Here is a 20,915-nt window from a genome sequence, read left to right on the forward strand (position 1 = left end):
TGTGCCGCAGGCTGGCTGGTGCAGTGGTCAGGTCAGACTGCCACGGGCGCCTTGATGGCAGGGTGGCACTGGTAGTCCACCACTTCAAAGTCTTCGTACTCGTAGTCGAAGATGCTGTCCGGCTTGCGTCTGATCTTCAGCACGGGGTAGGGGTAGGGCGTGCGCGCCAGCTGGGTCTGCACTTGCTCGTGGTGGTTGCTGTAGATGTGGCAGTCGCCACCCGTCCAGACGAAGTCGCCCACCTCCAGGTCGCACTGCTGGGCCACCATGTGGGTCAGCAGCGCATAGCTGGCGATGTTGAACGGCACACCCAGAAAGATGTCTGCACTGCGCTGGTACAGCTGGCAAGACAGCGTGCCGCGCCCGCCGGGCTCTTGCGCCGGGGCTACGTAAAACTGAAAGAAAGCGTGGCACGGCATGAGCGCCATCTTGTGCAGCTCGGCCACGTTCCAGGCGCTCACGATGATGCGGCGCGAGTCGGGGTTGGTCTTGAGCGTTTGGATGACGTCGCTGATCTGGTCGATGTGCCCGCCGTCCGGCGTCGGCCAGCTGCGCCACTGCACGCCGTACACCGGGCCCAGGTCGCCGTCCTCGCGCGCCCATTCATCCCAGATGGTCACGCCGCGCTCTTTCAGCCAGTTGTTGTTGCTCGATCCGGTCAGGAACCACAACAACTCCTGGATGATGGACTTGAGGTGCACCTTCTTGGTCGTGACCAGCGGAAAACCTTCCTTCAGGTCAAACCGCATCTGGTGGCCGAACACGCTCTTGGTGCCGGTGCCGGTGCGGTCCGACTTGTCCACGCCGTGGGTGAACACATGGCGCATGAAATCTTCGTACTGGGAGCGCACGGGGCGGGCGGGCAAGGCAGGAGCTGCCGGGGCAGCAGAAGGCTGGGTCATGGGATGGATCACTCAGGGTAGGGCGCCGCCATCAAGGGGTGGCCGTTGCCGACGGCGGATTTTATGCGGAGCGGGAGAATGCCAGACTCGCCATCCATCCACTGCACTTCCAATGACGACTTCCGATACCCCCGTCACCATCCGCCCCCTCCAGGCTGCCGACTGGCCCGCCGTGTGGCCCATCCTGCGCACCACCTTCCAGGAGGGAGACACGTATGCGTTTGCCCCCGACAGCACCGAGGCCGAGATCCACAAAGCCTGGGTAGAGCTGCCTGCTGCGACCTTTGTCGCCCTGGGCGTGGGCGGGGAGATTCTGGGCACCTACTTCATCAAGCCGAATCAGCCTGGGCAGGGCGCCCATGTGTGCAACTGTGGCTATGTGGTGGCGCCGACCGCGCAGGGGCAGGGCGTGGCCTCGTTGATGTGTGAGCACTCCCAGCAGCAGGCTGTGGCCATGGGCTTTCGGGCCATGCAGTTCAACCTGGTGGTGGCGAGCAACGTGCGCGCCGTGCGGCTGTGGCAGCACCTGGGCTTTGCGATCTTGGGCACGCTGCCCGGGGCCTTCCGGCACCACACGCTGGGCTATGTCGATGCCCATGTGATGTTCAAGACACTGGTTGCCTGAGCTTGTTGCCAATGCAAAAAGGGCTCCCACATGGGAGCCCTTTCCGAGAGTCCGGGGGCACACGTCCACAACAGTGAGAGGCCGCCACCCAGGAAGGTCGGCGTTCTTACATCGCGCTGATTTCGCCCGATGGGATCTTGCCGGTGCGCACGGCTTCGGCCGCTGCGGCGCGCACTGCAGCACGGTCGGCAGTCGACTTGTAGGTTACGACACGCGAACCAGCGGGTTCGATGCTGCGTGTTTGGGCCACGGTAGAGGCTTCAGCAGCCACTTCGGCACGGGTGCGGTTGGTGTCGAACTTGAGGGCGAATTGCGAGCTGTCGGCTTCGTCAGCGTGGGCGCCGAAAGCGGAGAAAGCAGCCACAGCAGCGATGGACAGGAAACGTGTTGTCTTGTTCATGGTGATCTCGATTCTTGATGGGGTGGGGGGCGAGGTCCGTTGATTCCGGGACGGCTTACAGAGCGCCGAGTTCGCCGGAAGGGATCTGGCCAGTGCGCACAGCTTCAGCAGCCTGGGCACGCACGGCAGCACGGTCAGCCGTGGACTTGTAGGTCACCACACGCGAACCAGCGGGTTCGATGGAGCGGGTCTGGGCCACGGTAGCGGCTTCGGCGGCCACTTCAGCGCGGGTGCGGTTGGTTTCAAACTTGGTGGCGAACTGCGAAGCGTCGGCTTCGTCAGCCTGGGCACCAAAAGAAGCGAAAGCGGCGACAGCGGCGATGGAGAGGAAACGTGCGGTGTTGTTCATGATTGATAAGTCCTTGAAGTTGAAAAGCGTCTCAAAAAAGCCGGGTCAAAAACCATTCCTGAACCGGGTTCGGTGAGTCGCCTTGCGGGTTCGGCTCATCGATGGGTTGAACTGTACGCCGATGGTGTTCAGGGAAAAACCACTGAGTCGCAAACTGACTGTTCCAGTTTTGGAAACAGTAGGCCCACTCAGGACGCGCCCTTGGGTCAAATGTGCGCAGCGCCCCGCAGCGCCAGGGCGGGCACCCCAGGCCCACAATGCACATACCCAATTGATGCGACTAGGTATAAATCCTGAGATTCTGGCGAAATTTAGTATGTGTAGTGCTTTTCAAAGTATCAACTGAGCATCAGAGCATCGGTATCGTTCAGCCCATCAATGCCGCAATCCGACTGGCGTTGAATGGCAGATCCATACCAACTACGCAGGAGACGTTCTGATGCCCCGTTCCACTCGTCCACACACTCGCCTGGCTCTGGCCGTTGCTGCCCTGGCGGCATCGCTGTGCGGAGCCGCTGCGCATGCGCAGACCGAACTCGTGATTGCCACCGTGAACAACGGCCACATGATCGAGATGCAAAAGCTCAGCAAGAACTTCGAGCAGGCCCACCCCGACATCAAGCTCAAGTGGGTCACGCTCGAAGAGGGTGTGCTGCGCCAGCGCGTCACCACCGACATCGCCACCAAGGGCGGCCAGTTCGACGTGATGACGATTGGCATGTACGAAGCGCCCATCTGGGGCAAGAAGGGCTGGCTGCAGGAGCTGAAGACCGATGCTGCCTACGACGTGGATGACCTGCTGCCCGCCGTGCGCAATGGTCTGACGGTGGACGGCAAGCTGTTTGCCGCGCCGTTCTATGGCGAAAGCTCCATGCTGATGTACCGCAAAGACCTGGCCGACAAGGCCGGCGTGCAGGTGCCTGAGCGTCCCACCTGGCCGCAGATCAAGGACCTGGCCGCCAAGATGCACGACCCCAAGAACGGCGTGTACGGCATCTGCCTGCGCGGCAAGCCAGGCTGGGGTGACAACATGGCGTTTTTGACCACCCTGGTCAACACCTTCGGCGGCCAGTGGTTCGACATGCAGTGGAAGCCGCAGCTCGAATCCAAGCCCTGGAAGGACGCGATCACCTTCTACGTCGACCTGCTCAAGAACTATGGCCCGCCCGGCTCGTCGGCCAACAGCTTCAACGAGATCCTGGCGCTGACCAACTCCGGCAAGTGCGGCATGTGGGTGGATGCCACCATCGCCGCATCGTTCGTGGCCGACCCCAAGCAGTCCAAGGTGGCCGACCAGATGGCCTTTGCCCAGGCGCCCACCATGAACACGCCCAAGGGCGCGAACTGGCTGTGGTCGTGGAATCTGGCCATCCCGGCTGGTTCCAAAAAGGTCGACGCCGCGCAGAAGTTCATCACCTGGTCCACCAGCAAGGACTACATCCAGCTGGTGGCCAAGACCAACGGCTGGGCCAACGTGCCCACCGGCACGCGCAAGAGCACCTACGCCTCGCCGGAATTCCAGAAGGCCGCGCGTTTTGCCGCCGCAGAGAAGACCGCCATCGACTCGGCCAACCCCACGGATTCGACCTTGCCCAAGAGCCCGTATGTGGGCGTGCAGTTCGCGGCCATTCCGGAGTTCCAGGCCATCGGTATCGCCGTGGGCCAGCAGATGAGTTCTGCGCTGGCAGGCAAGACGACGGTGGACGCGGCACTCAAGGCCGGCCAGGTGGCGGCTGACCGCGAAATGAAGAAGGCTGGCTACTACAAATAGGCAAGCACCCATTGGGCTACTGCGCGGCCCGATCTGGGGGCGGTGTTCCTCGCCGTACTGGAGTACGACTGCGGTACAGCACCCCCACCTCGGGCCGCTCGCTACGCCCGCTGGGCGCTTGCCTCACTGCGCTGTGTAAGTCTGTATCGGAATTCCCATGAACCGCCGCCTGCTACCCCGTCTGCTGCTCACGCCAGCCATGGCCACGCTCTTCCTGTGGATGATCGTGCCGCTGGTGATGACGATCTACTTCTCGCTCATCCGCTACAACCTCATGCAGCCGGACCAGACGGGCTTTGCCGGGCTGGAGAATTTTGAGTATTTCGTCACCGACCCGTCGTTTGGCACGGCGGTGGTCAATACGCTGCTGCTGCTGGGCAGCGTCATTCTCATCACGGTGGTGTTTGGCATTGCGATTGCGCTGCTCATCAACGAGCCGTTTGCGGGCCGGGGCATCGTGCGGGTGCTGTTGATTTCGCCGTTTTTCGTCATGCCCACGGTGAACGCGCTGATGTGGAAGAACATGATGATGAATCCCATCTACGGCGTGCTCGCCCAGGTGTGGATGTTCTTTGGCGCACAGCCGGTGGATTGGCTCACGGACCACCCTTTGTTCTCGGTGATCGTCATGGTGTCGTGGCAATGGCTGCCGTTTGCCACGCTGATCTTCATGACCGCGTTGCAGAGCATGAACCACGAGCAGCTCGAAGCCTCGCGCATGGACGGCGCCAACTACCTTCAGCAGCTGCGCTACCTGTATGTGCCGCACCTGGCGCGCTCGGTGGCTGTGGTGGTGATGATCGAACTCATCTTTTTGCTCAGCATCTTTGCCGAGATCTACACCACCACGGGTGGCGGGCCGGGCGATGCGAGCACCAACGTCACCTTCCTGATCTTCAAGCAGGCGCTGCTCAACTTCGATGCGGGCGTTGCATCGGCCGGGGCGCTGTTTGCAGTGCTGCTGGCCAATATCGCGGCGGTGTTTTTGATCCGCATGGTCGGCAAGAACCTTGACAAGTAAGACGGGGCAACGCTCATGACAACGACACAACGACGCCGCTCCAACTACCCGCTGGGCCTGCTGGCTTTGCGCACCGTGGCCGCCTGGGGCGTGGCCCTGCTGCTGTTCTTTCCGCTGGGTTGGCTGTTCCTCACGGCGTTCAAGACCGAGTTGCAGGCCATCGCCGTGCCGCCGCAGCTGTTCTTTGTCCCCACGCTCGAAAACTTCCACGAGGTGCAGGAGCGCAGCGACTACCTGCTGTACGCCAAGAATTCGGTCATCACCAGCGTGGTCTCTACCCTGGTGGGGCTCATGCTGGCTGCGCCTGCGGCCTACGCCATGGCCTTCTTTAAGGGCAAGTACACCAAGGACATCCTCATGTGGATGCTCTCGACCAAGATGATGCCTGCCGTGGGCGCGCTGGTACCCATTTATGTGCTGGCGCAAAAGAGCCACCTGCTCGATACGCAGCTTGCGCTCATCATCGTGTTCGCGCTGTCCAACCTGCCCATCATGGTCTGGATGCTGTATTCGCACTTCAAGGACATCCCGCGCGAGATTCTGGAAGCCGCGCGCATGGACGGCGCCACGCTGTGGCAGGAGGTGCGCCTGGTGCTGCTGCCGCTGGGCATGGGCGGCCTCGCGTCCACCGGCCTCCTGTGCCTCGTGCTGTCGTGGAACGAGGCCTTCTGGAGCCTGAACCTCAGCGCCGCCAAGGCCGGCACGCTGGCCACACTGATCGCGTCGTACTCCAGCCCCGAGGGCCTGTTCTGGGCCAAGTTGTCCGCCGCCTCGCTGATGGCCATTGCGCCCATCGTGGTCTTTGGCTGGTTCAGCCAGAAGCAGCTGGTGCAGGGCCTGACGTTTGGTGCGGTCAAGTAAGCCGTAGTTTTCCTCCCAGTTTTCAAGATTTCAGGAACCCGATTCCATGGCCTACCTTCAACTGCGCGGCATCGAGAAATTCTTTGGTGAACACCGCGCCATCAAGGGCATCGACCTCACCATCCAGCAAGGCGAGTTCATCGTCTTCGTCGGCCCCTCGGGCTGTGGCAAGTCCACGCTGCTGCGGCTGATCGCGGGGCTCGAAAACATCGACGGCGGCACCCTGATGCTGGACGGCCGCGACATCACCGACCAGCCCTCGAGCAAGCGCGACCTGGCCATGGTGTTCCAGAGCTATGCGCTGTACCCGCACATGAGCGTGTACGAGAACATGAGCTTTGCGCTCAAGCTCGCCAAGGTGGACAAGCAGGTGATCGACGAGAAGGTGCAGAACGCCGCGCGCATTCTCAACCTCACGCAGTACCTGCTGCGCACGCCCAAGGAGCTGTCGGGCGGGCAGCGCCAGCGTGTGGCCATCGGCCGCGCCATCGTGCGCGCGCCCAAGGTGTTCCTGTTTGACGAGCCACTGTCCAACCTCGACGCGGCGCTGCGCGGACAGACGCGCGTGGAGATCGCCAAGCTGCACCGCGACCTTGGGGCCACCACCATCTACGTCACGCACGATCAGGTCGAGGCCATGACGCTGGCCGACCGCGTGGTGGTGCTGCGCGATGGCGTCATCGAGCAGGTGGGCACGCCGCTGGAGCTGTACGACAAGCCTGCCAACCAGTTCGTGGCCCAGTTCATCGGTACGCCGCAGATGAATGTGGTGCCCTTGCCGCAGCTGCCATCGCCCGTGCAGCAGCAGGCGCCCGCCGGGGCCGAGGGCGGCGCCATCGGCCTGCGACCCGAGAACATCACGGTGCGCAACGCCGGCGCGACGCCGATGCCGGGCCAGGTGGACCTGGTGGAAGCATTGGGCGCAGAGACGCTGATCTACGTGAGCACCCCCAGCGGCGCGCAGTTTGTGGCGCGCCAGAACGACCGCACAGGCCTGCGTGCGGGCGATGCGGTTTGCCTGGACATCGATGCTTCGCAAGCCCATTGGTTCGACCTGAACGGCCGCGTGGTGGCCCGCCAGACCGTATGACCGCCATGACTGCTTCCATGCCCCCCGGACAAGAACTTCAAGGCAAGGTGGCTGCCGTTACCGGCGCCGCATCAGGCATCGGCTTTGCCAGTTCCCAAGCCATGGCCCACGCTGGCGCGCGCGTGGTGCTCATCGATCGCGACGAGGCCGCGCTGGCCAAGGCCTGTGCAGCGATTGGCGCCAACGCCTTGCCGCTGGTGCTGGACCTGCTCGATGCCAGGCAATGCGCCAGCCTGCTGCAGCGCACGCTGGCGCTCGCGGGCCAGCTCGACATCTTCCACGCCAACGCCGGGCTGTATGTGGGCGGCGACCTGGTTGATGCCGACCCCGACGCCATCGACCGCATGCTGAACCTGAACGTCAACGTGGTGATGAAGAACGTGCACAACGTGCTGCCCCACATGATCGAGCGCGGCACGGGCGACATCATCGTCACCAGTTCGCTGGCCGCGCATTTCCCCACGCCGTGGGAGCCCGTCTACGCATCGTCCAAGTGGGCCGTCAACTGCTTCGTGCAGACCGTGCGCCGCCAGGTGTTCAAGCACGGCATTCGTGTGGGCTCCATCTCGCCCGGGCCCGTCATCACCTCGCTGCTGGCCGACTGGCCCGCGGAAAAGCTGGCCGAGGCCAAGGCCAGCGGCAGCCTCATCGAGGCGTCCGAAGTGGCCGACGTGGTGCTTTTCATGCTCACGCGCCCCCGCGGCATGACTATCCGCGACGTCGTGATGATGCCCACGAACTTTGATCTCTAGAAACCCGCAGTCACGCACCATGAATTTCATCCTGCACCTGGGCCTGGGCTCGTTCCACCGCGCCCACCAGGCCGTTTACGTTCACGCATTGCGCCAGCAGGGCGACACGGGCTGGGCCATCGCAGGCGGCAACCTGCGCCCGGACATGGCCGACACCATCGCGGCGCTGCAAGCGCAGGATGGACGCTACACGCTCGAAACCGTCACCCCCCAAGGCGAGCGCAACTACGCCGTCATCGAGTCGATCCAGCGGGTGATCCCCTACCAGGACGACTTGGCCCCGCTGATTGCCATGGGTGCCGACCCCGCCACCCGCATCATCAGCTTCACGGTGACCGAGGCGGGCTACTACCTGGATGCCCAGAACCAGCTCGACTGGCCCACGTTTGCCGACCTGCGCGCCGACCTGGCGGCCGTGAAGGCGGGCCAGGCAGGTCACACCATCTATGGCGGCCTGGTCAGCATCCTGCGCGCGCGCAGGGCAGCCGGTGCGGGCGCCGTGACGCTGATGAACTGCGACAACCTGCGCCACAACGGCGACCGCTCGCGCGGCGGGCTGCTGCAGTTCATCGAGGCGCTGGGCGATGCGCCACTGAAAGAGTGGGTAGAGCAGAACACCACCAGCCCCAACGCCATGGTGGACCGCATCACGCCGCGCCCCACGCCCGATGTGGCCGAGCGCGTGAAGGCTGCAACAGGTTGGGATGACAAGGCAGCACTCATGGGTGAAAGCTTTATCCAGTGGGTCATTGAAGACGACTTCATCGCAGGCCGCCCCGCGTGGGAAACGGTCGGTGTCGAGATGGTGCAGTCGGTGCAGGCCCATGAAGAGGCCAAGATCCGCCTGCTCAACGCCACCCACAGCTGCATTGCCTGGGCGGGCACGCTGGCGGGCTACCAGTACATCCACGAAGGCACACACGACGCGGCCATTCGCCAGATGGCCTACGACTACGTCACCGACGACGCGATCCCGGTGCTCCACACGCCCGAGCAACCATGCCCCATCAACCTGGAGCAGTATCGTGACGTCGTGCTGGACCGCTTCGGCAACCCCGCCATTGCCGACACCAACCAGCGCGTGGCCATGGATGCGTTCTCCAAGATCCCCGGCATGATTGCGCCCACTATCCGCGACAAGCTCGCGCGCAACGCGTCGTTCGACAGCGTGGCCATGCTGCCCGCGCTGTTCCTGGCCTACCTGCAGCGCTGGCACGCGGGGCAGATTCCCTACACCTACCAGGACCAGGCCATGGACCCCGCCGTGGCGCATGCCATCTGCGATGCCGCTGACCCCGTGGCGGCGTACGCGGCCGACACGACCCTGTGGGGCGAGATGGCCAGCCACCCCCAACTGGTGGACGCGTTGCGCAAAGCCTATGCCCGTGTGCTGGCTTTTGTGGCGGAGCGGACAGGCGCCTGATGCTGGTGTAATTTGAGCCCACTATCGCCATGACCGTGAAGATGCCCATCGCCCCGCGCCAGACCAAGCCCGAGCTGGAGCACGACTATGTGCGCTCGCCCGCGTTGGGCTACGAGTCGCCCGAGACGGCGGGCTTCATCCGTTGTTTGTCGCACGGGTTTCCCACGCCGCTGGCGCGCTGGCATTACCACGACGAGTACGAGCTGCACCTGATCACGGCCACCTCTGGCAAGGTCTTTGTGGGGGACTGGATCGGTCAGTTCCAGCCCGGCCACCTGGTGCTGACCGGGCCGCGCCTGCCGCACAACTGGATCAGTATGGATCTGCCCGAAGGCGGCGTGCCGCTGCGCGACCTGGTGATCCAGTTCTCGCACGCGCCGCTGGTGGCCAGCAGCGAGACCATCCCCGAGCTGCGCGAGGTGCTGCCTCTGCTGGAGCGCGCGCGCCACGGCGTGGAGTTCTTTGGCATGGAAGCGCAGGCGCAAGAGCATTGGCACCGCATCAAGGCGCGCCAGGGGCTCGCCCGGTTCGGCGCGTTCTGTGAGTTCCTGAGCGACCTGGCGCGCTGCACCGACTTTCGCCTGCTGTCGAGCACGCAGCTGCAAAGCGAGGACAACGATACTCAGCTCGACCAGATCAACGCCATCGTGAGCCGCATCACCGACCACCTGGCCGACCCGCTGTCGGCGGCCGACCTGGCGCAAGAGCTGGGCATGACGGAAAGCCGCTTTTCGCGCTTCTTCCGCCGCGCCACGGGCAATACCTTCACCGACTTTGTGAACCTGGTGCGCGTGAACCGCGCGTGCCAGCTGCTGATGGAGACCGAGCGCTACATCACCCACATTGCATATGACGTGGGCTTCAACAACATGGCCAACTTCAACCGCCGCTTTCTGGACATCAAGGGCATGACGCCCAGCGAGTACCGCAAGCAGGGCGCAGGAAGATTTGGAAAGACTTCCTGATCCCCGGCCGGATCTGCACCCTGAGAGGCGGGGGGGCCCTTGTTGCGTGACCCCTGCACGCAGCCCGCCAAAGGCAAAGGCCGGGCCATGGCTTTCACTGTGAATCACTGACATCTGTCCATCACCCATGTACCTCGGAATCGATTTAGGCACCTCGGGTGTCAAGCTCCTGCTGCTGGACGATGCGCGCACTGTGGTCGCTACGGCAGATGCCGCCGTGCCTCAACTGCGCCCCCAGCCCACCTGGAGCGAGCAGCACCCCGTTGACTGGTGGGCGGCAGTGGAGTACGCCGTGGCGCAGTTGCGCGCGCAGGCTCCCGCAGCGTGGGCGCAGGTGCGGGGCATCGGCCTCTCGGGCCACATGCACGGCGCGGTGGTACTGGACGCGCAGGGCCAGGTGCTGCGCCCGGCCATCTTGTGGAACGACGGCCGCGCCAGCGCCGAATGTGCGCAGCTGGAATCGGCTGTGCCCACTTCGCGCCAGATCACCGGCAATCTCGCCATGCCCGGCTTCACCGCGCCCAAGCTGCTGTGGCTGCGCACGCACGAGCCCGCCGTGTTCGACCAGATCCGCACCGTGCTGCTGCCGAAGGACTGGCTGCGCCTGCAGCTCACGGGCGATGCGGTGAGCGACATGTCCGACGCATCGGGCACGCTGTGGCTGGACGTGCAGGCCCGCGCCTGGAGCCCGGCCATGTTGCAAGCCTGTGGGCTCAATGTTTCGCACATGCCGACGCTGGCCGAGGGCAGTGCGCCCACCGGCACACTGCGCAGCGATGTGGCACGCCGCTGGGGGCTCGGTGACAGCATCGTCGTGGCTGCTGGCGCGGGCGACAACGCCGCCAGTGCCGTGGGCGTGGGCGCCCGCACTGCGGGGCAGGGCTTTGTGTCGCTGGGCACCTCGGGTGTGGTCTTTCGCGTGACGGACGCTTTTGCGCCTGCCACCGAGCGCGCCGTGCATGCCTTTGCCCATGCGCTGCCGCAGCGCTGGCACCACATGTCCGTCATGCTCAGTGCAGCGAGTGCGTTTGGCTGGGTTACCCGGATGACGGGGCGTGGCGACGAGGCGCAACTGTCTGACGCCGTCAGCGTCCTCAACACCACCCGCCAGGCGCAGGCGCCGCTGTTTTTGCCGTACCTGAGTGGCGAGCGCACACCGCACAACAACGCGGCTGCCACCGGCGTGTTCATGGGCCTGCGTGCCGAGCACGAAGCGGCGGACCTGGCCTATGCCGTGATGGAAGGCGTGGGCTTTGGCCTGCTCGATGGCCTAAATGCCATGCGTGCCGCCGGGGCCGGGCAGGGTGGTGCAGCCCGCCGGGATGACGCAGCCCTGGCCTTGGTCGGTGGCGGTGCCCGCAGCAACCCCTGGGCGCAGCTCTTGGCCAGCGCGTTGGGCACCCCGCTGCAGCGCCCGCAGGGCGCACACGCCGCAGCCGCCCTGGGGGCTGCGCGCCTGGCGGCCATGGCCTGCGGTGGTGACGAAGCCCACTGGTGCCAACCCCTGCCCGCTGACGCCACCTTCATGCCACAGCCCGCACAACAAGCCCAGCTGGCCGAACGCTATGCCCGCTTTGTCGCGCTGTACCCCGCGCTGCAATCGCAGTTCTGACGCACTGTCTGCTTCCTTCCAAACGTCCATGACTTCCGCATCCACGATTTCCAACGGCACAGCGCCCATCCACGCTGCCATTGCCGGCGAGGCCCTCATCGACCTGATCCGCCGCCCCGATGGCAGCTACCTGCCGTGCCTCGGCGGCGCGCTCTACAACCTGTGCCGTGCACTGGCCCGCCAAGGCGTGGGCACCCAGTACCTCAACCCCCTGTCGCGCGACCGTTTTGGGCGTGAACTGGCTGCGCAACTGGTGGCTGACGGCGTGGTGCTGGCCCAGCCCGAGCCCGTGCAGCAGGTCACGTCACTGGCCGTGGTCAACCTCGACGCACATGGCCACCCCGACTACGCCTTCTACCGTGAAGGCGTGGCAGACCGTGCCGTGTCTGCCGCAGGTCTGGGCGATAGCTGCGCCGCCTTGCCCGCGCTGCAGTTGGTGTGCACCGGCGCGCTGGCGCTCGACGCGCGTGACACTGCCATCTACCTGCCGTGGCTGGCCGCCCAGCGCGCCGCAGGCCGCTGTGTGGTGGTCGATGCCAATCTGCGCCCCTCCGTCATGCCCGACCTGGCGGCCTACCGCACCACGGTGCACGCCGCGCTGGCCCACGCCCACATCATCAAGGCCAGCGACGAAGACCTGGAGCATCTGGCTGTGCCTGGTGTGGATGCCCTGGCCCGCGCGCAGCACCTGCAGGCCGCCAACCCACAGGCCCATCTGCTGGCGCTCACGCTGGGCGCGGAAGGCGCCTGGCTGCTGCACCGCAACGGCGTGCAGCGTTTTGCCAAAGAGGCCCAGCCGCTGCCAGTGGTGGACACCGTGGGCGCGGGCGACAGCTTTCTGGCCGGGCTGCTGGCGCATTTGCTGCGGCAATTGCAGGCTGCCGGTGGTGCGAGCTTTGTGCGGTTTGTCGAGGCGCTGGTGGCCGATGCGTGCCAGCAGGCGCTGCGCCATGCGCTGGCCAGCGCCAGTTTGTGCGTGATGGAGCAAGGCTGCGTGCCGCCGGGCTGGGAGGCTGCCCGCGCTTGGGGCCAGCAGCATCCCGCAGCCCAAGACCCGCGCTGACATGGGGGTTGCGCCCGCACCCTTGGAGGCGGGCCGTCTATGATCCAACGTCGCCGATTCGCTGGGGATGCCAATGACTGATCTTGTGGTTGCGGTGCTGTGGTCAGCCGTCGATGCGCTGCTGATATTCACTGGCGCATTGGTGGTGCGTGTGCTCAGCCTGGGTCGCTGGCGCACAGAGCATGTGCGCCACCAGGAAGCCCGTATGTTTGCTCCCGCCGGAGCATTGTCGTTTCGGCGCGAGGGTCAACGCGTGGTGACTGCGAGCAGCCTGTACATCGCCGGATCTTTGTTCTACGTATTGCTGGCTGTGTTGCTGGTGGGCTTGTCGCGGGCCGCATCGGCATGAGGCCTGACAACGCAGCCTCCGGCGCCCTCCGCATCATCCCTGTGGGCCCCGATGCCGCAGAAGCCGCCTGCACGGTCATCCGCCAATCCATCACCCACTGCTGTGCGCTTGACCACAGCCATTACCCCACCATCCTGATGGCCTGGCTGGCCAACAAGACGCCCGAGAACCTGGCTGCTTGGATCTCCGCGCCGGGCGCTGCAGCATGGGGGGCATACCGAGGCAACACGATGGTGGGCTTTGCGCTGCTGGCGCGGGCCACGCTGGCGCTTTGCTATGTGGTGCCAGAGGCCTTGCACCAAGGGGTGGGGCGGGGCCTGCTGCAGCACGTGGAGGCCCATGCACGCGGGGTGGGGCTCGAAGCTTTGGGGTTGGAGAGCACGCGCACTGCGGAGGCCTTTTATCGCCGCCATGGCTATGTGCCGCATGGAGCGGTGCAAACCTGGGCGGGGCTACAGGCACAGCCAATGCGCAAGGTGTTGTGACGTCACCTTTTCTGCCGTGGCGTCGCCCTTCGTGTCACGGACGGGAGGGCGAATGTTCTAGTAGAAATGGCCTCTGGCGCCCAATTTATATGCGCTTAAAGCTCTCATTTTCATAGCGGTGGGTGCTCCCAGTCCTGCCGCAGCTCACACGTCGGTACGCACCCGGTGGCCCTGGTTATCGCTCATTTCCAGAATCCACCACTGCGCCCCCGTGTTCTTGTCGATGAAGCGCATGTGCGAAGCGATGTTGGCCAGCGTGGGGCTGTCGAGGTGGAGCAGGCGTTGCACATAGTCCACCAGGTCCTCGGCCGCGTGGGTGAATTCAAAACCGTCGTGGTCGAACTCGAACACCTGGCCGGCGCACTCGCCATCGGTCGCGATCAGGATGTAGTTGCCCGAATGGGGTGTCTCGCCAATCACTTGGCAGTGTTCGATCCAGTCGGGCAGGATCTCTTCGCGTTCTTCGTCGCTCAGGTGTTCCGTCCAGCCCTCAAACGCCTCTTGCAGCGTGGGCCATTCAGCGGGCGGGGCGATGTAGCGGGCGGCGTCGCCCGAGTCGGCATCGTGGTACAGCAGCACGCCGCCGAACGTGGCGTAGAAAGCGGCGAGCTGGCCCACACCGGGCAGGGGGGCATCCAGCGCAGCGGGGGGCTGGATGCGGTGCTGAAAATTCACCGTTTTGGTCTCTTGCGGCTTGTTGATGCGCTCACAGGAGAACGTGCCTTTGTGTTCGGCGATGGCGCGGTGCAGATCAGGCAGTGTCATGGGCAGACCTTGGGTGGCTGTCAAAGTTCTTGTGCGTACACGATGAAACCATGGTGCTTGGCCAGCTTGTCGTACAGCTGGCGCCCGGCGGCATTGGTCTCGTGGGTTTGCCAGTACACGCGGGACGATTGGGCGGCGCGCGCTGCGCCGTACACCGCTTCGATCAGCGCCCGTCCCACGCCCCGGCCGCGCGCGGCTTCGCGGGTGAACAGGTCGCTGAGGTAGCACACGGGCTCGATGCGCGTCATGCTGCGGTGAAACACATAGTGCGTGAGGCCCAGCAGCTCGCCGCTGGCATCGTCTTGCGCCACCAGGCAGAACATGGGCTCTGCCGCGTCATGAAACCGCTGCCAGGTGGCTTGCGTGATGTGCTCCGGCAGCGCGGTGGCGCCAAAGCGGCCATAGAACGCGTTGTAGCCGTCCCAGAGCGGTCGCCAGGCGGCGTAGTCTTCGGGTTGAACCGGGCGCACAGTCACGGCAGCGGTCATGGGTCAGCTTTCAGTGGGTTTACTGCAGCACGCGCTTGGGGTTCATGATGCCCTGCGGGTCCAGCGCCTGCTTGATGGCGCGCATCATGCCAAGCGCCACGGGCGACTGGTACTTGGCGAGCTTGTCGGCCTTGAGTTCGCCGATGCCATGCTCGGCCGAGAACGAGCCGCCAAACTCGGCCACGGCCTCGTACACCAGGTGGTTCACATGCGCCTCGTGCTCGCGCAGGAAGGCCTTGGGGTCGCCTTCTGCCGGTGCCTGCACGTTGTAGTGCAGATTGCCGTCGCCCAGGTGGCCGAAGTTGACCAGGCGCACGCCGGGGATCTCGCGCTGCAGCACCGCGTCGGTGTGGGCCACAAAGGCGGGGATGCGCGAAATCTGCACCGAGATGTCGTGCTTGATGTTCAGGCCCTCTTCGGCCTGGGCGAGCGGAATGCTCTCGCGGATGTGCCACAGCTGGTGCGCCTGGGTGAGGTTCTCGGCCACCACGGCGTCGGTCACGCAGCCCATTTCAAACGCGGTCTCCAGCAGCGATTCAAACCGTGCACGCGCATGTTCTTCGGATTCGCTGTCGGAGTTTTCGAGCAGCACACACCAGGGCGCGTTGTCGTCGCCCAGAAACGGCACGCGCAGCTGCGGCATGTGTTTGCCCACCAGGCTCAGCGCAAACTGGCCCATCACCTCAAAGCCCGTGAGGCCCGCGCCCAGCTGCTTGTGCGCCAGGCCCAGCAGCGCCACGGCGTGCTCCATGGATGGCACGGCGGCCCAGGCTGTGAGGCGTGCGGCGGGCTCGGGGTAGAGCTTCATCGTCGCGGCGGTGATGATGCCCAGCGTGCCTTCGCTGCCGATGAACAGGTCGCGCAGGTCGTAGCCGGTGTTGTCCTTGCGCAGGCCCTTGAGGCCGTCCCACACCTCGCCCTGCGGCGTGACCACTTCGAGGCCCAGGCACAGGTCGCGCGCATTGCCGTAGCGCACCACCTGCGTGCCGCCTGCGTTGGTGCCCAGGTTGCCGCCAATGGTGCAGCTGCCCTCGGCAGCGAGGCTCAGAGGGAAGAGTACGCCGGCCTTCTCGGCCACGTCCTGGAGGTTCTGCAGGATGCAGCCCGCTTCTACCGTCATGGTCAGGTTGTCGGTGTCCACGCTGCGCACCGCGTTCATGCGCGTGAGGCTCAGCACGATCTGTGTGCCGCTGTCATCGGGCGTCGAGCCCACGGCCAGACCGGTGTTGCCGCCTTGCGGAACGATCGCGGTGCCCGCTGCCGCACAGGCCTTGACCACAGCGGCCACCTCTTGCGTATTGGCAGGGCGCACCACGGCCAGGGCCTTGCCGCGCACGCGGCGGCGCCAGTCCTGTTCCCAGGCGGTGAGGTCGCCTTCGTTGAGTACATGGGCGGGGCCGACGATGGTGCGCAGGGTGTCGAGCAAGGTGGTCATGGGTGAAGCGACGGGTTCAGTGGGTTGATCGGGTAGCGGAGGGCTGCGACATGGGCATCAGGGGGCGGGTGGCGCAGCGCTGGCTTCTGCCGCAGCGGCGGCTGCCTTGGCGTTGCGCTGGCGCACGCGCACATGCAGCGTGCAGGCGGTGAACAGCACGAGGCACAAGGCCACTTCGCCCCAGGCCAGCCATTGCGATGGGGGCTTGTCGCCCCAGCCGCGCACCACGCCTTCGGTGAAATACAGCCAGATCACCAGGCTGACCCAGCGGTAGGTGTACATGCGGTTTTTCAGGATGCCTGCCAGCGGGATGCACAGCGGCAGGGCCTTGATCGCCAGCCAGGTGCCGCCTGGGCGCAAGGGGGCCAGCACCAGTTCCCAGGCCAGGCACAGAACAATCAGGGCGAGCAGGCTGCCGGTGGCTACCCAGCGTGTGGCGGCAACGCCGTTGTCGGACGGTGTGAGAGGGGAGGCAGGGGCGGTGGGGGAGGCGGTCATTGGGGTGGCATCATATCGGCCATGCCTTTTTCCATACAGACAGTAGCGTCGCGCACCGAGGCGTTGATCAATGAGCTGTCGCACTTCCCATGGAAGACCACGGCCCAGACGCTGCGTGAGCGCTTTCGTGAGGACCACCTGGGCCTCACGGCCAGCAGCCTCACCTTCACCACCATCCTGGCGCTGGTGCCGTTTTTCACCGTGGCGCTGGCGGTGTTCACCGCATTTCCCATCTTCGGCAAGCTGCAGGATGCGCTGCAGGGCTGGCTGGTCAGCAGCCTGGTGCCCGACAGCATCTCGCGGCAGGTGCTGGGCTACCTCACGCAGTTTGCGGCCAAGGCCAGCAGCCTCGGCGTGGCGGGGTTCAGCATCCTGCTGGCCACGGCGCTGGCGCTGATCCTGACCATTGACCGCACGCTCAACGACATCTGGCGCGTGCAGCGCCTGCGGCCGCTGGGCCAGCGGGTGCTGATCTACTGGGCCGCCATCACACTCGGCCCGCTGCTCATGGGGGCGAGCCTGGCGCTCACGTCGTATGTGATGTCGGCCTCGGGTGGGCTGGTCAAGCGCCTGCCCGATGGTGTGCAGCTGCTGTTCGATTCGATCCAGTTTGTGGTGCTGGCGGGCGGCATGGCGTCGCTGTACCACTATGTGCCCAACACGCCGGTGAAATGGCGGCACGCCTGGACGGGCGGCTTTTTTGTCGCGGTGTGCATCGAGCTGGCCAAGAAGGTGCTGGCGGTGTACCTGGGCAAGGTGCCCACCTATTCCGTGGTGTACGGCGCGTTTGCCACGCTGCCCATCTTGCTGGTCTGGATCTATGTAGCCTGGGTCATCGTGCTGCTGGGGGCGGTGGTTACCGCGTACTTGCCCAGCCTGCTGGCGGGGGTGGCGCGGCGCGGCACGGTGGCGGGCTGGACGTTCCAGCTGGCGGTGGAGGTGCTGCAGGCGCTGCACCGTGCGCGCCAGCAGCCCATCAAGGGCCTGCGCCCCAGCCAGCTGGCCCAGTTGCTGCGGGTCGATGGATTGCAGCTGGAGCCGGTGCTGGAAGCCCTGACCGCGCTGGACTGGGTCGGACAGGTGGCCGATGCTGCGGTGAGTGCGGCCGACGTGCCCGAGTCCCGCTATGTGCTGCTGGCCGACCCGGAAAGTACCTTGCTTGCGCCCCTGGTGCAGCGCTTGCTGCTGCAGCGCGTGGACAGCCTGGGGCCGCTGTGGGTCAACGCCAAGCTCGAAAGCTTGCACATGGCGGATGTGCTGCAGGCGCGTTGACCGGTGTGAATGACTGCCTTCAAATAGCGGCTCATTGCTATACAAATAAGAGCTAATGAGGCATGTTGCACTAGCGCTTCCAGCCTCTGGGGCTTCAAGTCATCTCACAGGGGCACTTTACCCGTCCAGATGTCCTTGTACATGACCCAGTCGCCCATGAAGCTGTACAGCGGGCGCTTGAAGCTGGCGGGCTTGTTCTTTTCAAAGCCGAAGTGCCCTAGCCAGGCAAAGCCGTAGCCGCAGAGCAGGCCGTACAGGAGGTACTGGGGCTTGCCCGTGGCCACCAGCATGGCCAGGCAGACCAGCGTGAGCGTGGAGCCCACAAAATGCAGGCGGCGGCACGTGCGGTTGCTGTGTTCGCTCAGGTAGAACGGGTAGAAGTCCGCGAAGCGCTTGAAGGCCCGAGGGTCCGTGCTGGGCGCTGGTTGCGGGGTGGCAGTCTGGGTGGTCATGGCGTTGTCTCCGGGCGGCGTTGGGGCTCTGCCCGCGTTATACGCCGTGACCCCGGCGCGCACCAGCGGGGCAGTGCGGGTGTGGTGTCGCCAACGGGTCTGCCGCTTTGAACAGGTTCTGAAAGCCCCGGCGGGCCTGCCAGCGCGCCGGGGTTTGGGAGTCACCGGGCCAGGAAGTCCCGGATGGCGGCCAGTGTCTCTTCAGGCGCCTCGGTCATCTGGTTGTGCCCCACGGGCAGATGGGCGATCTGCACCTGCTTGCCCGCCGCCTGGGCGGCCTTGACGAGTCCCTGTGCGGCCTTGGGCGCCGTCATCTGGTCCTGGCTGCCCAGCGCAAACAGCACGGGGCAGGTCAGTTGCGCCATGGCCGCTTCGCCACCGGCATAGCTGTCACAGGCCACAAATCCCCGGTGGAACACGTTGACTGCCGTATTGCTGCGCAGCACCTTGCGCCCCAGCGCCATGCCCGCACCAAACACCCAGGTGCCCGGGCCCAGGGCCGACGGGGGCGCAGACAGGGTGCTGCGGGAAAACACATTGACCATGCGCATCGCCTTCTCCGGGTCGGTCTGCGAGGCTTCTATGAGTGCGGGCGACACCTTCATCGGGAAGGCGGTGCCCACCAGCACCAGGTGGCTGATGCGGTCCTTCAGGCGCGCAGCGGCTTCCATGGCGATGAGGGAACCCCAGCTGTGGCCAACCAGCGCCGCGCGCTGCACGCCCGCGGCATCGAGCAGCGCGCCGATGAAGTCTGCGCCTTGCTCCACCGTGGCGGGGGCATCGCCGCCACTGCGGCAGTGGCCGGGCAGGTCGATGGCCAGAACGTTCCAGCCGTGGTTGGCCATGTAGCGGCTTTGCAGGGCCCACACGCTGTGGTCGTTGAGGACACCGTGGATGAACACCACCGTGGGCTTGGCGGCATCAAATGCCTTGCCGCCGGTGTAGCAGTAGATGGCGGCGCCGTTGACTTGGATGTGCATGGTCAGGCCCCCGCCTTTTCTGCGGCTTTGAGCGCGCGTTTCAGGTCGTCAATGAGGTCGTCGGCATCTTCGAGACCGATGGACAGGCGGATCGTGCCCTGGCTGATGCCTGCGCCCGCCAGCGCTTCGTCGCTCATGCGGAAATGCGTGGTGCTGGCCGGGTGGATCACCAGGCTGCGGCAGTCGCCCACGTTGGCCAGGTGGCTGAAGACCTTGAGGGTTTCGATGAATTTCTTGCCCTGCTCGCGGTTGCCCTTGAGGTCAAAGCTGAACACCGAGCCCGCACCGCGTGGCAGCAGCTTTTGCGCCAAGGCGTGGCTGGGGTGAGACTCCAGCAACGGGTGGCCCACGCGCGACACAAACGGCTGCGCCGCCAGAAACTCCACCACCTTCTCGGTGTTGCGCATGTGCTGTGCCATGCGCAGCGGCAGGGTCTCGATGCCTTGCAGGATGAGCCAGGCGGTGTGCGGGCTCATGCAGGCGCCAAAGTCGCGCAGGCCCTCGCGCCGCGCGCGCAGCAGAAAGGCGCCCACGGTGCTCTCTTCGGTGAACACCATGTTGTGAAAGCCATCGTACGGCTGCGTGAGTTCGGCAAATTTGCCGGCCGATTTGGGACCGTCCCAGTCAAAGCTCCCTCCGTCCACCACGATGCCCCCCACCACCGTGCCGTGGCCCGAGAGGAACTTGGTGGCAGAGTGGTAGACCAGGTCGGCGCCATGCTCGAAGGGCTTGATGAGCCAGGGCGAGGTGAGGGTGGAGTCCACCAGCAGCGGCACGCCCGCTTCATGGGCGATAGAGGATACGGTAGGGATGTCCAGCACATCCAGGCCGGGGTTGCCCACGGTTTCGCCAAAAAACAGCTTGGTGTTGGGGCGCACAGCGGCGCGCCAGCCGTCGATGTCGCCGGGTTTGACGAAGGTGGTCTCGATGCCGAAGCGCGAGAGCGTGTAGTGCAGCAGGTTCTGCGATCCGCCATACAGCGCCGTGCTGGCCACGATGTGGCTGCCCGCGCCCATCAGCGTGGCAATCGCCAGGTGCAATGCCGCCTGGCCGCTGGCGGTGGCAATGGCGCCCACGCCGCCTTCCAAGGCGGCCACGCGCTGCTCCAGTACCGCATTGGTGGGGTTGCTGATGCGGCTGTACACATGGCCGCCGCGCTCCAGATTGAAGAGGGACGCGGCGTGTTCGCTCGACTCGAAGACGAACGAGGTGGTCAGGTGGATGGGCACGGCGCGCGCGCCGGTGGCGGGGTCGGGGCTGGCGCCTGCGTGCAGCGCCAGCGTGTCAAAGCCGGGGTCGGAGTAACCGGGCATCTGTGTGTCTCCCATGTTGTCAATGCAGGCGGGCATTGTGGGCT

The 20,915-nt window shown here is 65.2% G+C and carries 23 protein-coding genes; 13 read left to right on the top strand and 10 right to left on the bottom strand.

Annotation, left to right across the window (positions count from 1 at the left end; translation table 11 throughout):
• Positions 1 to 32: 32 nt before the first annotated feature.
• Positions 33 to 902, bottom strand: coding sequence for a thymidylate synthase (locus tag N4G42_RS09245; RefSeq protein WP_260666951.1), 870 nt, complete (start codon positions 900 to 902; stop codon positions 33 to 35).
• Between the two features lie 112 nt (positions 903 to 1,014).
• Between N4G42_RS09245 and N4G42_RS09250 the strand changes: the two genes are divergently transcribed.
• A complete protein-coding gene (locus N4G42_RS09250) occupies positions 1,015 to 1,527 on the top strand; it encodes a GNAT family N-acetyltransferase (RefSeq protein WP_260666952.1) in 513 nt (170 codons plus the stop codon).
• 106 nt (positions 1,528 to 1,633) lie between these two features.
• On the opposite strand, the gene N4G42_RS09255 is transcribed toward N4G42_RS09250, so the two are convergent.
• Both N4G42_RS09255 and N4G42_RS09260 read right to left on the bottom strand, forming a co-directional pair.
• Entirely contained in the window at positions 1,634 to 1,927 is a 294-nt protein-coding gene (locus tag N4G42_RS09255; RefSeq protein ID WP_056067132.1) for a hypothetical protein, read from the bottom strand.
• A gap of 55 nt (positions 1,928 to 1,982) precedes the next feature.
• On the bottom strand, positions 1,983 to 2,276 hold the full coding sequence (locus tag N4G42_RS09260) for a DUF4148 domain-containing protein (RefSeq protein ID WP_099729858.1): 294 nt from the start codon (positions 2,274 to 2,276) through the stop codon (positions 1,983 to 1,985).
• Positions 2,277 to 2,715: 439 nt separating this feature from the next.
• Between N4G42_RS09260 and N4G42_RS09265 the strand changes: the two genes are divergently transcribed.
• The 11 genes from N4G42_RS09265 (at position 2,716) to N4G42_RS09315 (ending at position 13,668) form a co-directional block, all read left to right on the top strand.
• Entirely contained in the window at positions 2,716 to 4,047 is a 1,332-nt protein-coding gene (locus tag N4G42_RS09265) for an ABC transporter substrate-binding protein (protein WP_260666953.1), read from the top strand.
• 157 nt (positions 4,048 to 4,204) lie between these two features.
• Positions 4,205 to 5,068, top strand: coding sequence for a carbohydrate ABC transporter permease (locus tag N4G42_RS09270; RefSeq protein WP_056743676.1), 864 nt, complete (start codon positions 4,205 to 4,207; stop codon positions 5,066 to 5,068).
• Between the two features lie 15 nt (positions 5,069 to 5,083).
• Positions 5,084 to 5,929: a carbohydrate ABC transporter permease gene (locus N4G42_RS09275; protein WP_260666954.1), complete on the top strand. Its 846-nt coding sequence runs from the start codon at positions 5,084 to 5,086 to the stop codon at positions 5,927 to 5,929.
• Between the two features lie 46 nt (positions 5,930 to 5,975).
• Entirely contained in the window at positions 5,976 to 7,019 is a 1,044-nt protein-coding gene (locus tag N4G42_RS09280) for an ABC transporter ATP-binding protein (RefSeq protein ID WP_260666955.1), read from the top strand.
• A gap of 5 nt (positions 7,020 to 7,024) precedes the next feature.
• Positions 7,025 to 7,771 carry an SDR family oxidoreductase gene (locus N4G42_RS09285; RefSeq protein ID WP_260666956.1) on the top strand — a complete coding sequence of 249 codons (747 nt, stop codon included), beginning with the start codon at positions 7,025 to 7,027 and terminating at the stop codon, positions 7,769 to 7,771.
• Between the two features lie 19 nt (positions 7,772 to 7,790).
• The gene (gene dalD, locus N4G42_RS09290; protein ID WP_260666957.1) at positions 7,791 to 9,194 is read left to right on the top strand and encodes a D-arabinitol 4-dehydrogenase; all 1,404 of its coding nucleotides are present in this window, start codon (positions 7,791 to 7,793) and stop codon (positions 9,192 to 9,194) included.
• 29 nt (positions 9,195 to 9,223) lie between these two features.
• On the top strand, positions 9,224 to 10,159 hold the full coding sequence (locus N4G42_RS09295; RefSeq protein ID WP_260666958.1) for an AraC family transcriptional regulator: 936 nt from the start codon (positions 9,224 to 9,226) through the stop codon (positions 10,157 to 10,159).
• 127 nt (positions 10,160 to 10,286) lie between these two features.
• Entirely contained in the window at positions 10,287 to 11,771 is a 1,485-nt protein-coding gene (xylB, locus tag N4G42_RS09300; RefSeq protein ID WP_260666959.1) for a xylulokinase, read from the top strand.
• Positions 11,772 to 11,799: 28 nt separating this feature from the next.
• Complete coding sequence (locus N4G42_RS09305) at positions 11,800 to 12,834, top strand: PfkB family carbohydrate kinase (RefSeq protein ID WP_260666960.1); 1,035 nt, start codon at positions 11,800 to 11,802, stop codon at positions 12,832 to 12,834.
• A 73-nt stretch (positions 12,835 to 12,907) separates the two neighbouring features.
• Positions 12,908 to 13,183: a hypothetical protein gene (locus tag N4G42_RS09310; RefSeq protein ID WP_260666961.1), complete on the top strand. Its 276-nt coding sequence runs from the start codon at positions 12,908 to 12,910 to the stop codon at positions 13,181 to 13,183.
• A complete protein-coding gene (locus N4G42_RS09315) occupies positions 13,180 to 13,668 on the top strand; it encodes a GNAT family N-acetyltransferase (RefSeq protein WP_260666962.1) in 489 nt (162 codons plus the stop codon). Before N4G42_RS09310 ends, N4G42_RS09315 begins: the two co-directional genes overlap by 4 nt.
• A gap of 144 nt (positions 13,669 to 13,812) precedes the next feature.
• Here the strand turns inward: N4G42_RS09315 and N4G42_RS09320 are convergent, their stop codons facing one another.
• The 4 genes from N4G42_RS09320 to N4G42_RS09335 are packed head-to-tail and all read right to left on the bottom strand — an operon-like array spanning position 13,813 to position 16,854.
• Positions 13,813 to 14,433, bottom strand: a complete 621-nt coding sequence (locus N4G42_RS09320; RefSeq protein WP_260666963.1) for an SMI1/KNR4 family protein — start codon at positions 14,431 to 14,433, stop codon at positions 13,813 to 13,815.
• Between the two features lie 20 nt (positions 14,434 to 14,453).
• Positions 14,454 to 14,921: a GNAT family N-acetyltransferase gene (locus tag N4G42_RS09325; RefSeq protein WP_121943278.1), complete on the bottom strand. Its 468-nt coding sequence runs from the start codon at positions 14,919 to 14,921 to the stop codon at positions 14,454 to 14,456.
• A 19-nt stretch (positions 14,922 to 14,940) separates the two neighbouring features.
• Positions 14,941 to 16,356, bottom strand: a complete 1,416-nt coding sequence (locus N4G42_RS09330) for an FAD-binding oxidoreductase (RefSeq protein ID WP_192421155.1) — start codon at positions 16,354 to 16,356, stop codon at positions 14,941 to 14,943.
• 57 nt (positions 16,357 to 16,413) lie between these two features.
• Complete coding sequence (locus N4G42_RS09335; protein ID WP_260666964.1) at positions 16,414 to 16,854, bottom strand: DUF2069 domain-containing protein; 441 nt, start codon at positions 16,852 to 16,854, stop codon at positions 16,414 to 16,416.
• Between the two features lie 21 nt (positions 16,855 to 16,875).
• Between N4G42_RS09335 and N4G42_RS09340 the strand changes: the two genes are divergently transcribed.
• Positions 16,876 to 18,126, top strand: coding sequence for a YihY family inner membrane protein (locus tag N4G42_RS09340; protein WP_260666965.1), 1,251 nt, complete (start codon positions 16,876 to 16,878; stop codon positions 18,124 to 18,126).
• A 104-nt stretch (positions 18,127 to 18,230) separates the two neighbouring features.
• Here N4G42_RS09340 and N4G42_RS09345 read toward each other — a convergent pair whose 3' ends face one another.
• The 3 genes from N4G42_RS09345 to N4G42_RS09355 all read right to left on the bottom strand — a co-directional run bounded on the left by N4G42_RS09345 (position 18,231) and on the right by N4G42_RS09355 (position 20,871).
• Positions 18,231 to 18,578 (bottom strand): Mpo1-like protein, encoded by a 348-nt coding sequence (locus N4G42_RS09345; protein WP_099729870.1) that lies wholly within the window; start codon positions 18,576 to 18,578, stop codon positions 18,231 to 18,233.
• A gap of 161 nt (positions 18,579 to 18,739) precedes the next feature.
• A complete protein-coding gene (locus N4G42_RS09350; RefSeq protein WP_008906693.1) occupies positions 18,740 to 19,558 on the bottom strand; it encodes an alpha/beta fold hydrolase in 819 nt (272 codons plus the stop codon).
• A 2-nt stretch (positions 19,559 to 19,560) separates the two neighbouring features.
• Entirely contained in the window at positions 19,561 to 20,871 is a 1,311-nt protein-coding gene (locus N4G42_RS09355; RefSeq protein ID WP_260666966.1) for an O-acetylhomoserine aminocarboxypropyltransferase, read from the bottom strand.
• Positions 20,872 to 20,915: the final 44 nt, after the last annotated feature.

Origin of the sequence: Acidovorax sp. K2F (assembly GCF_025246485.1) — a bacterium.
GTDB lineage: Bacteria > Pseudomonadota > Gammaproteobacteria > Burkholderiales > Burkholderiaceae_C > Acidovorax > Acidovorax delafieldii.

Excerpts from the sequence above, each read along its gene's own strand:
- N4G42_RS09260 (WP_099729858.1), bottom strand. The coding sequence starts at position 2,276 with ATGAACAACACCGCACGTTTCCTCTCCATCGCCGCTGTCGCCGCTTTC.
- N4G42_RS09285 (WP_260666956.1), top strand. The coding sequence starts at position 7,025 with ATGACTGCTTCCATGCCCCCCGGACAAGAACTTCAAGGCAAGGTGGCT.
- N4G42_RS09265 (WP_260666953.1), top strand. The coding sequence starts at position 2,716 with ATGCCCCGTTCCACTCGTCCACACACTCGCCTGGCTCTGGCCGTTGCT.
- N4G42_RS09275 (WP_260666954.1), top strand. The coding sequence starts at position 5,084 with ATGACAACGACACAACGACGCCGCTCCAACTACCCGCTGGGCCTGCTG.
- N4G42_RS09280 (WP_260666955.1), top strand. The coding sequence starts at position 5,976 with ATGGCCTACCTTCAACTGCGCGGCATCGAGAAATTCTTTGGTGAACAC.
- N4G42_RS09255 (WP_056067132.1), bottom strand. The coding sequence starts at position 1,927 with ATGAACAAGACAACACGTTTCCTGTCCATCGCTGCTGTGGCTGCTTTC.
- N4G42_RS09335 (WP_260666964.1), bottom strand. The coding sequence starts at position 16,854 with ATGACCGCCTCCCCCACCGCCCCTGCCTCCCCTCTCACACCGTCCGAC.
- xylB (WP_260666959.1), top strand. The coding sequence starts at position 10,287 with ATGTACCTCGGAATCGATTTAGGCACCTCGGGTGTCAAGCTCCTGCTG.
- N4G42_RS09315 (WP_260666962.1), top strand. The coding sequence starts at position 13,180 with ATGAGGCCTGACAACGCAGCCTCCGGCGCCCTCCGCATCATCCCTGTG.
- N4G42_RS09270 (WP_056743676.1), top strand. The coding sequence starts at position 4,205 with ATGAACCGCCGCCTGCTACCCCGTCTGCTGCTCACGCCAGCCATGGCC.
- N4G42_RS09245 (WP_260666951.1), bottom strand. The coding sequence starts at position 902 with ATGACCCAGCCTTCTGCTGCCCCGGCAGCTCCTGCCTTGCCCGCCCGC.
- N4G42_RS09350 (WP_008906693.1), bottom strand. The coding sequence starts at position 19,558 with ATGCACATCCAAGTCAACGGCGCCGCCATCTACTGCTACACCGGCGGC.
- dalD (WP_260666957.1), top strand. The coding sequence starts at position 7,791 with ATGAATTTCATCCTGCACCTGGGCCTGGGCTCGTTCCACCGCGCCCAC.
- N4G42_RS09250 (WP_260666952.1), top strand. The coding sequence starts at position 1,015 with ATGACGACTTCCGATACCCCCGTCACCATCCGCCCCCTCCAGGCTGCC.
- N4G42_RS09295 (WP_260666958.1), top strand. The coding sequence starts at position 9,224 with ATGACCGTGAAGATGCCCATCGCCCCGCGCCAGACCAAGCCCGAGCTG.
- N4G42_RS09305 (WP_260666960.1), top strand. The coding sequence starts at position 11,800 with ATGACTTCCGCATCCACGATTTCCAACGGCACAGCGCCCATCCACGCT.
- N4G42_RS09310 (WP_260666961.1), top strand. The coding sequence starts at position 12,908 with ATGACTGATCTTGTGGTTGCGGTGCTGTGGTCAGCCGTCGATGCGCTG.
- N4G42_RS09320 (WP_260666963.1), bottom strand. The coding sequence starts at position 14,433 with ATGACACTGCCTGATCTGCACCGCGCCATCGCCGAACACAAAGGCACG.
- N4G42_RS09355 (WP_260666966.1), bottom strand. The coding sequence starts at position 20,871 with ATGCCCGGTTACTCCGACCCCGGCTTTGACACGCTGGCGCTGCACGCA.
- N4G42_RS09340 (WP_260666965.1), top strand. The coding sequence starts at position 16,876 with ATGCCTTTTTCCATACAGACAGTAGCGTCGCGCACCGAGGCGTTGATC.
- N4G42_RS09325 (WP_121943278.1), bottom strand. The coding sequence starts at position 14,921 with ATGACCGCTGCCGTGACTGTGCGCCCGGTTCAACCCGAAGACTACGCC.
- N4G42_RS09345 (WP_099729870.1), bottom strand. The coding sequence starts at position 18,578 with ATGACCACCCAGACTGCCACCCCGCAACCAGCGCCCAGCACGGACCCT.
- N4G42_RS09330 (WP_192421155.1), bottom strand. The coding sequence starts at position 16,356 with ATGACCACCTTGCTCGACACCCTGCGCACCATCGTCGGCCCCGCCCAT.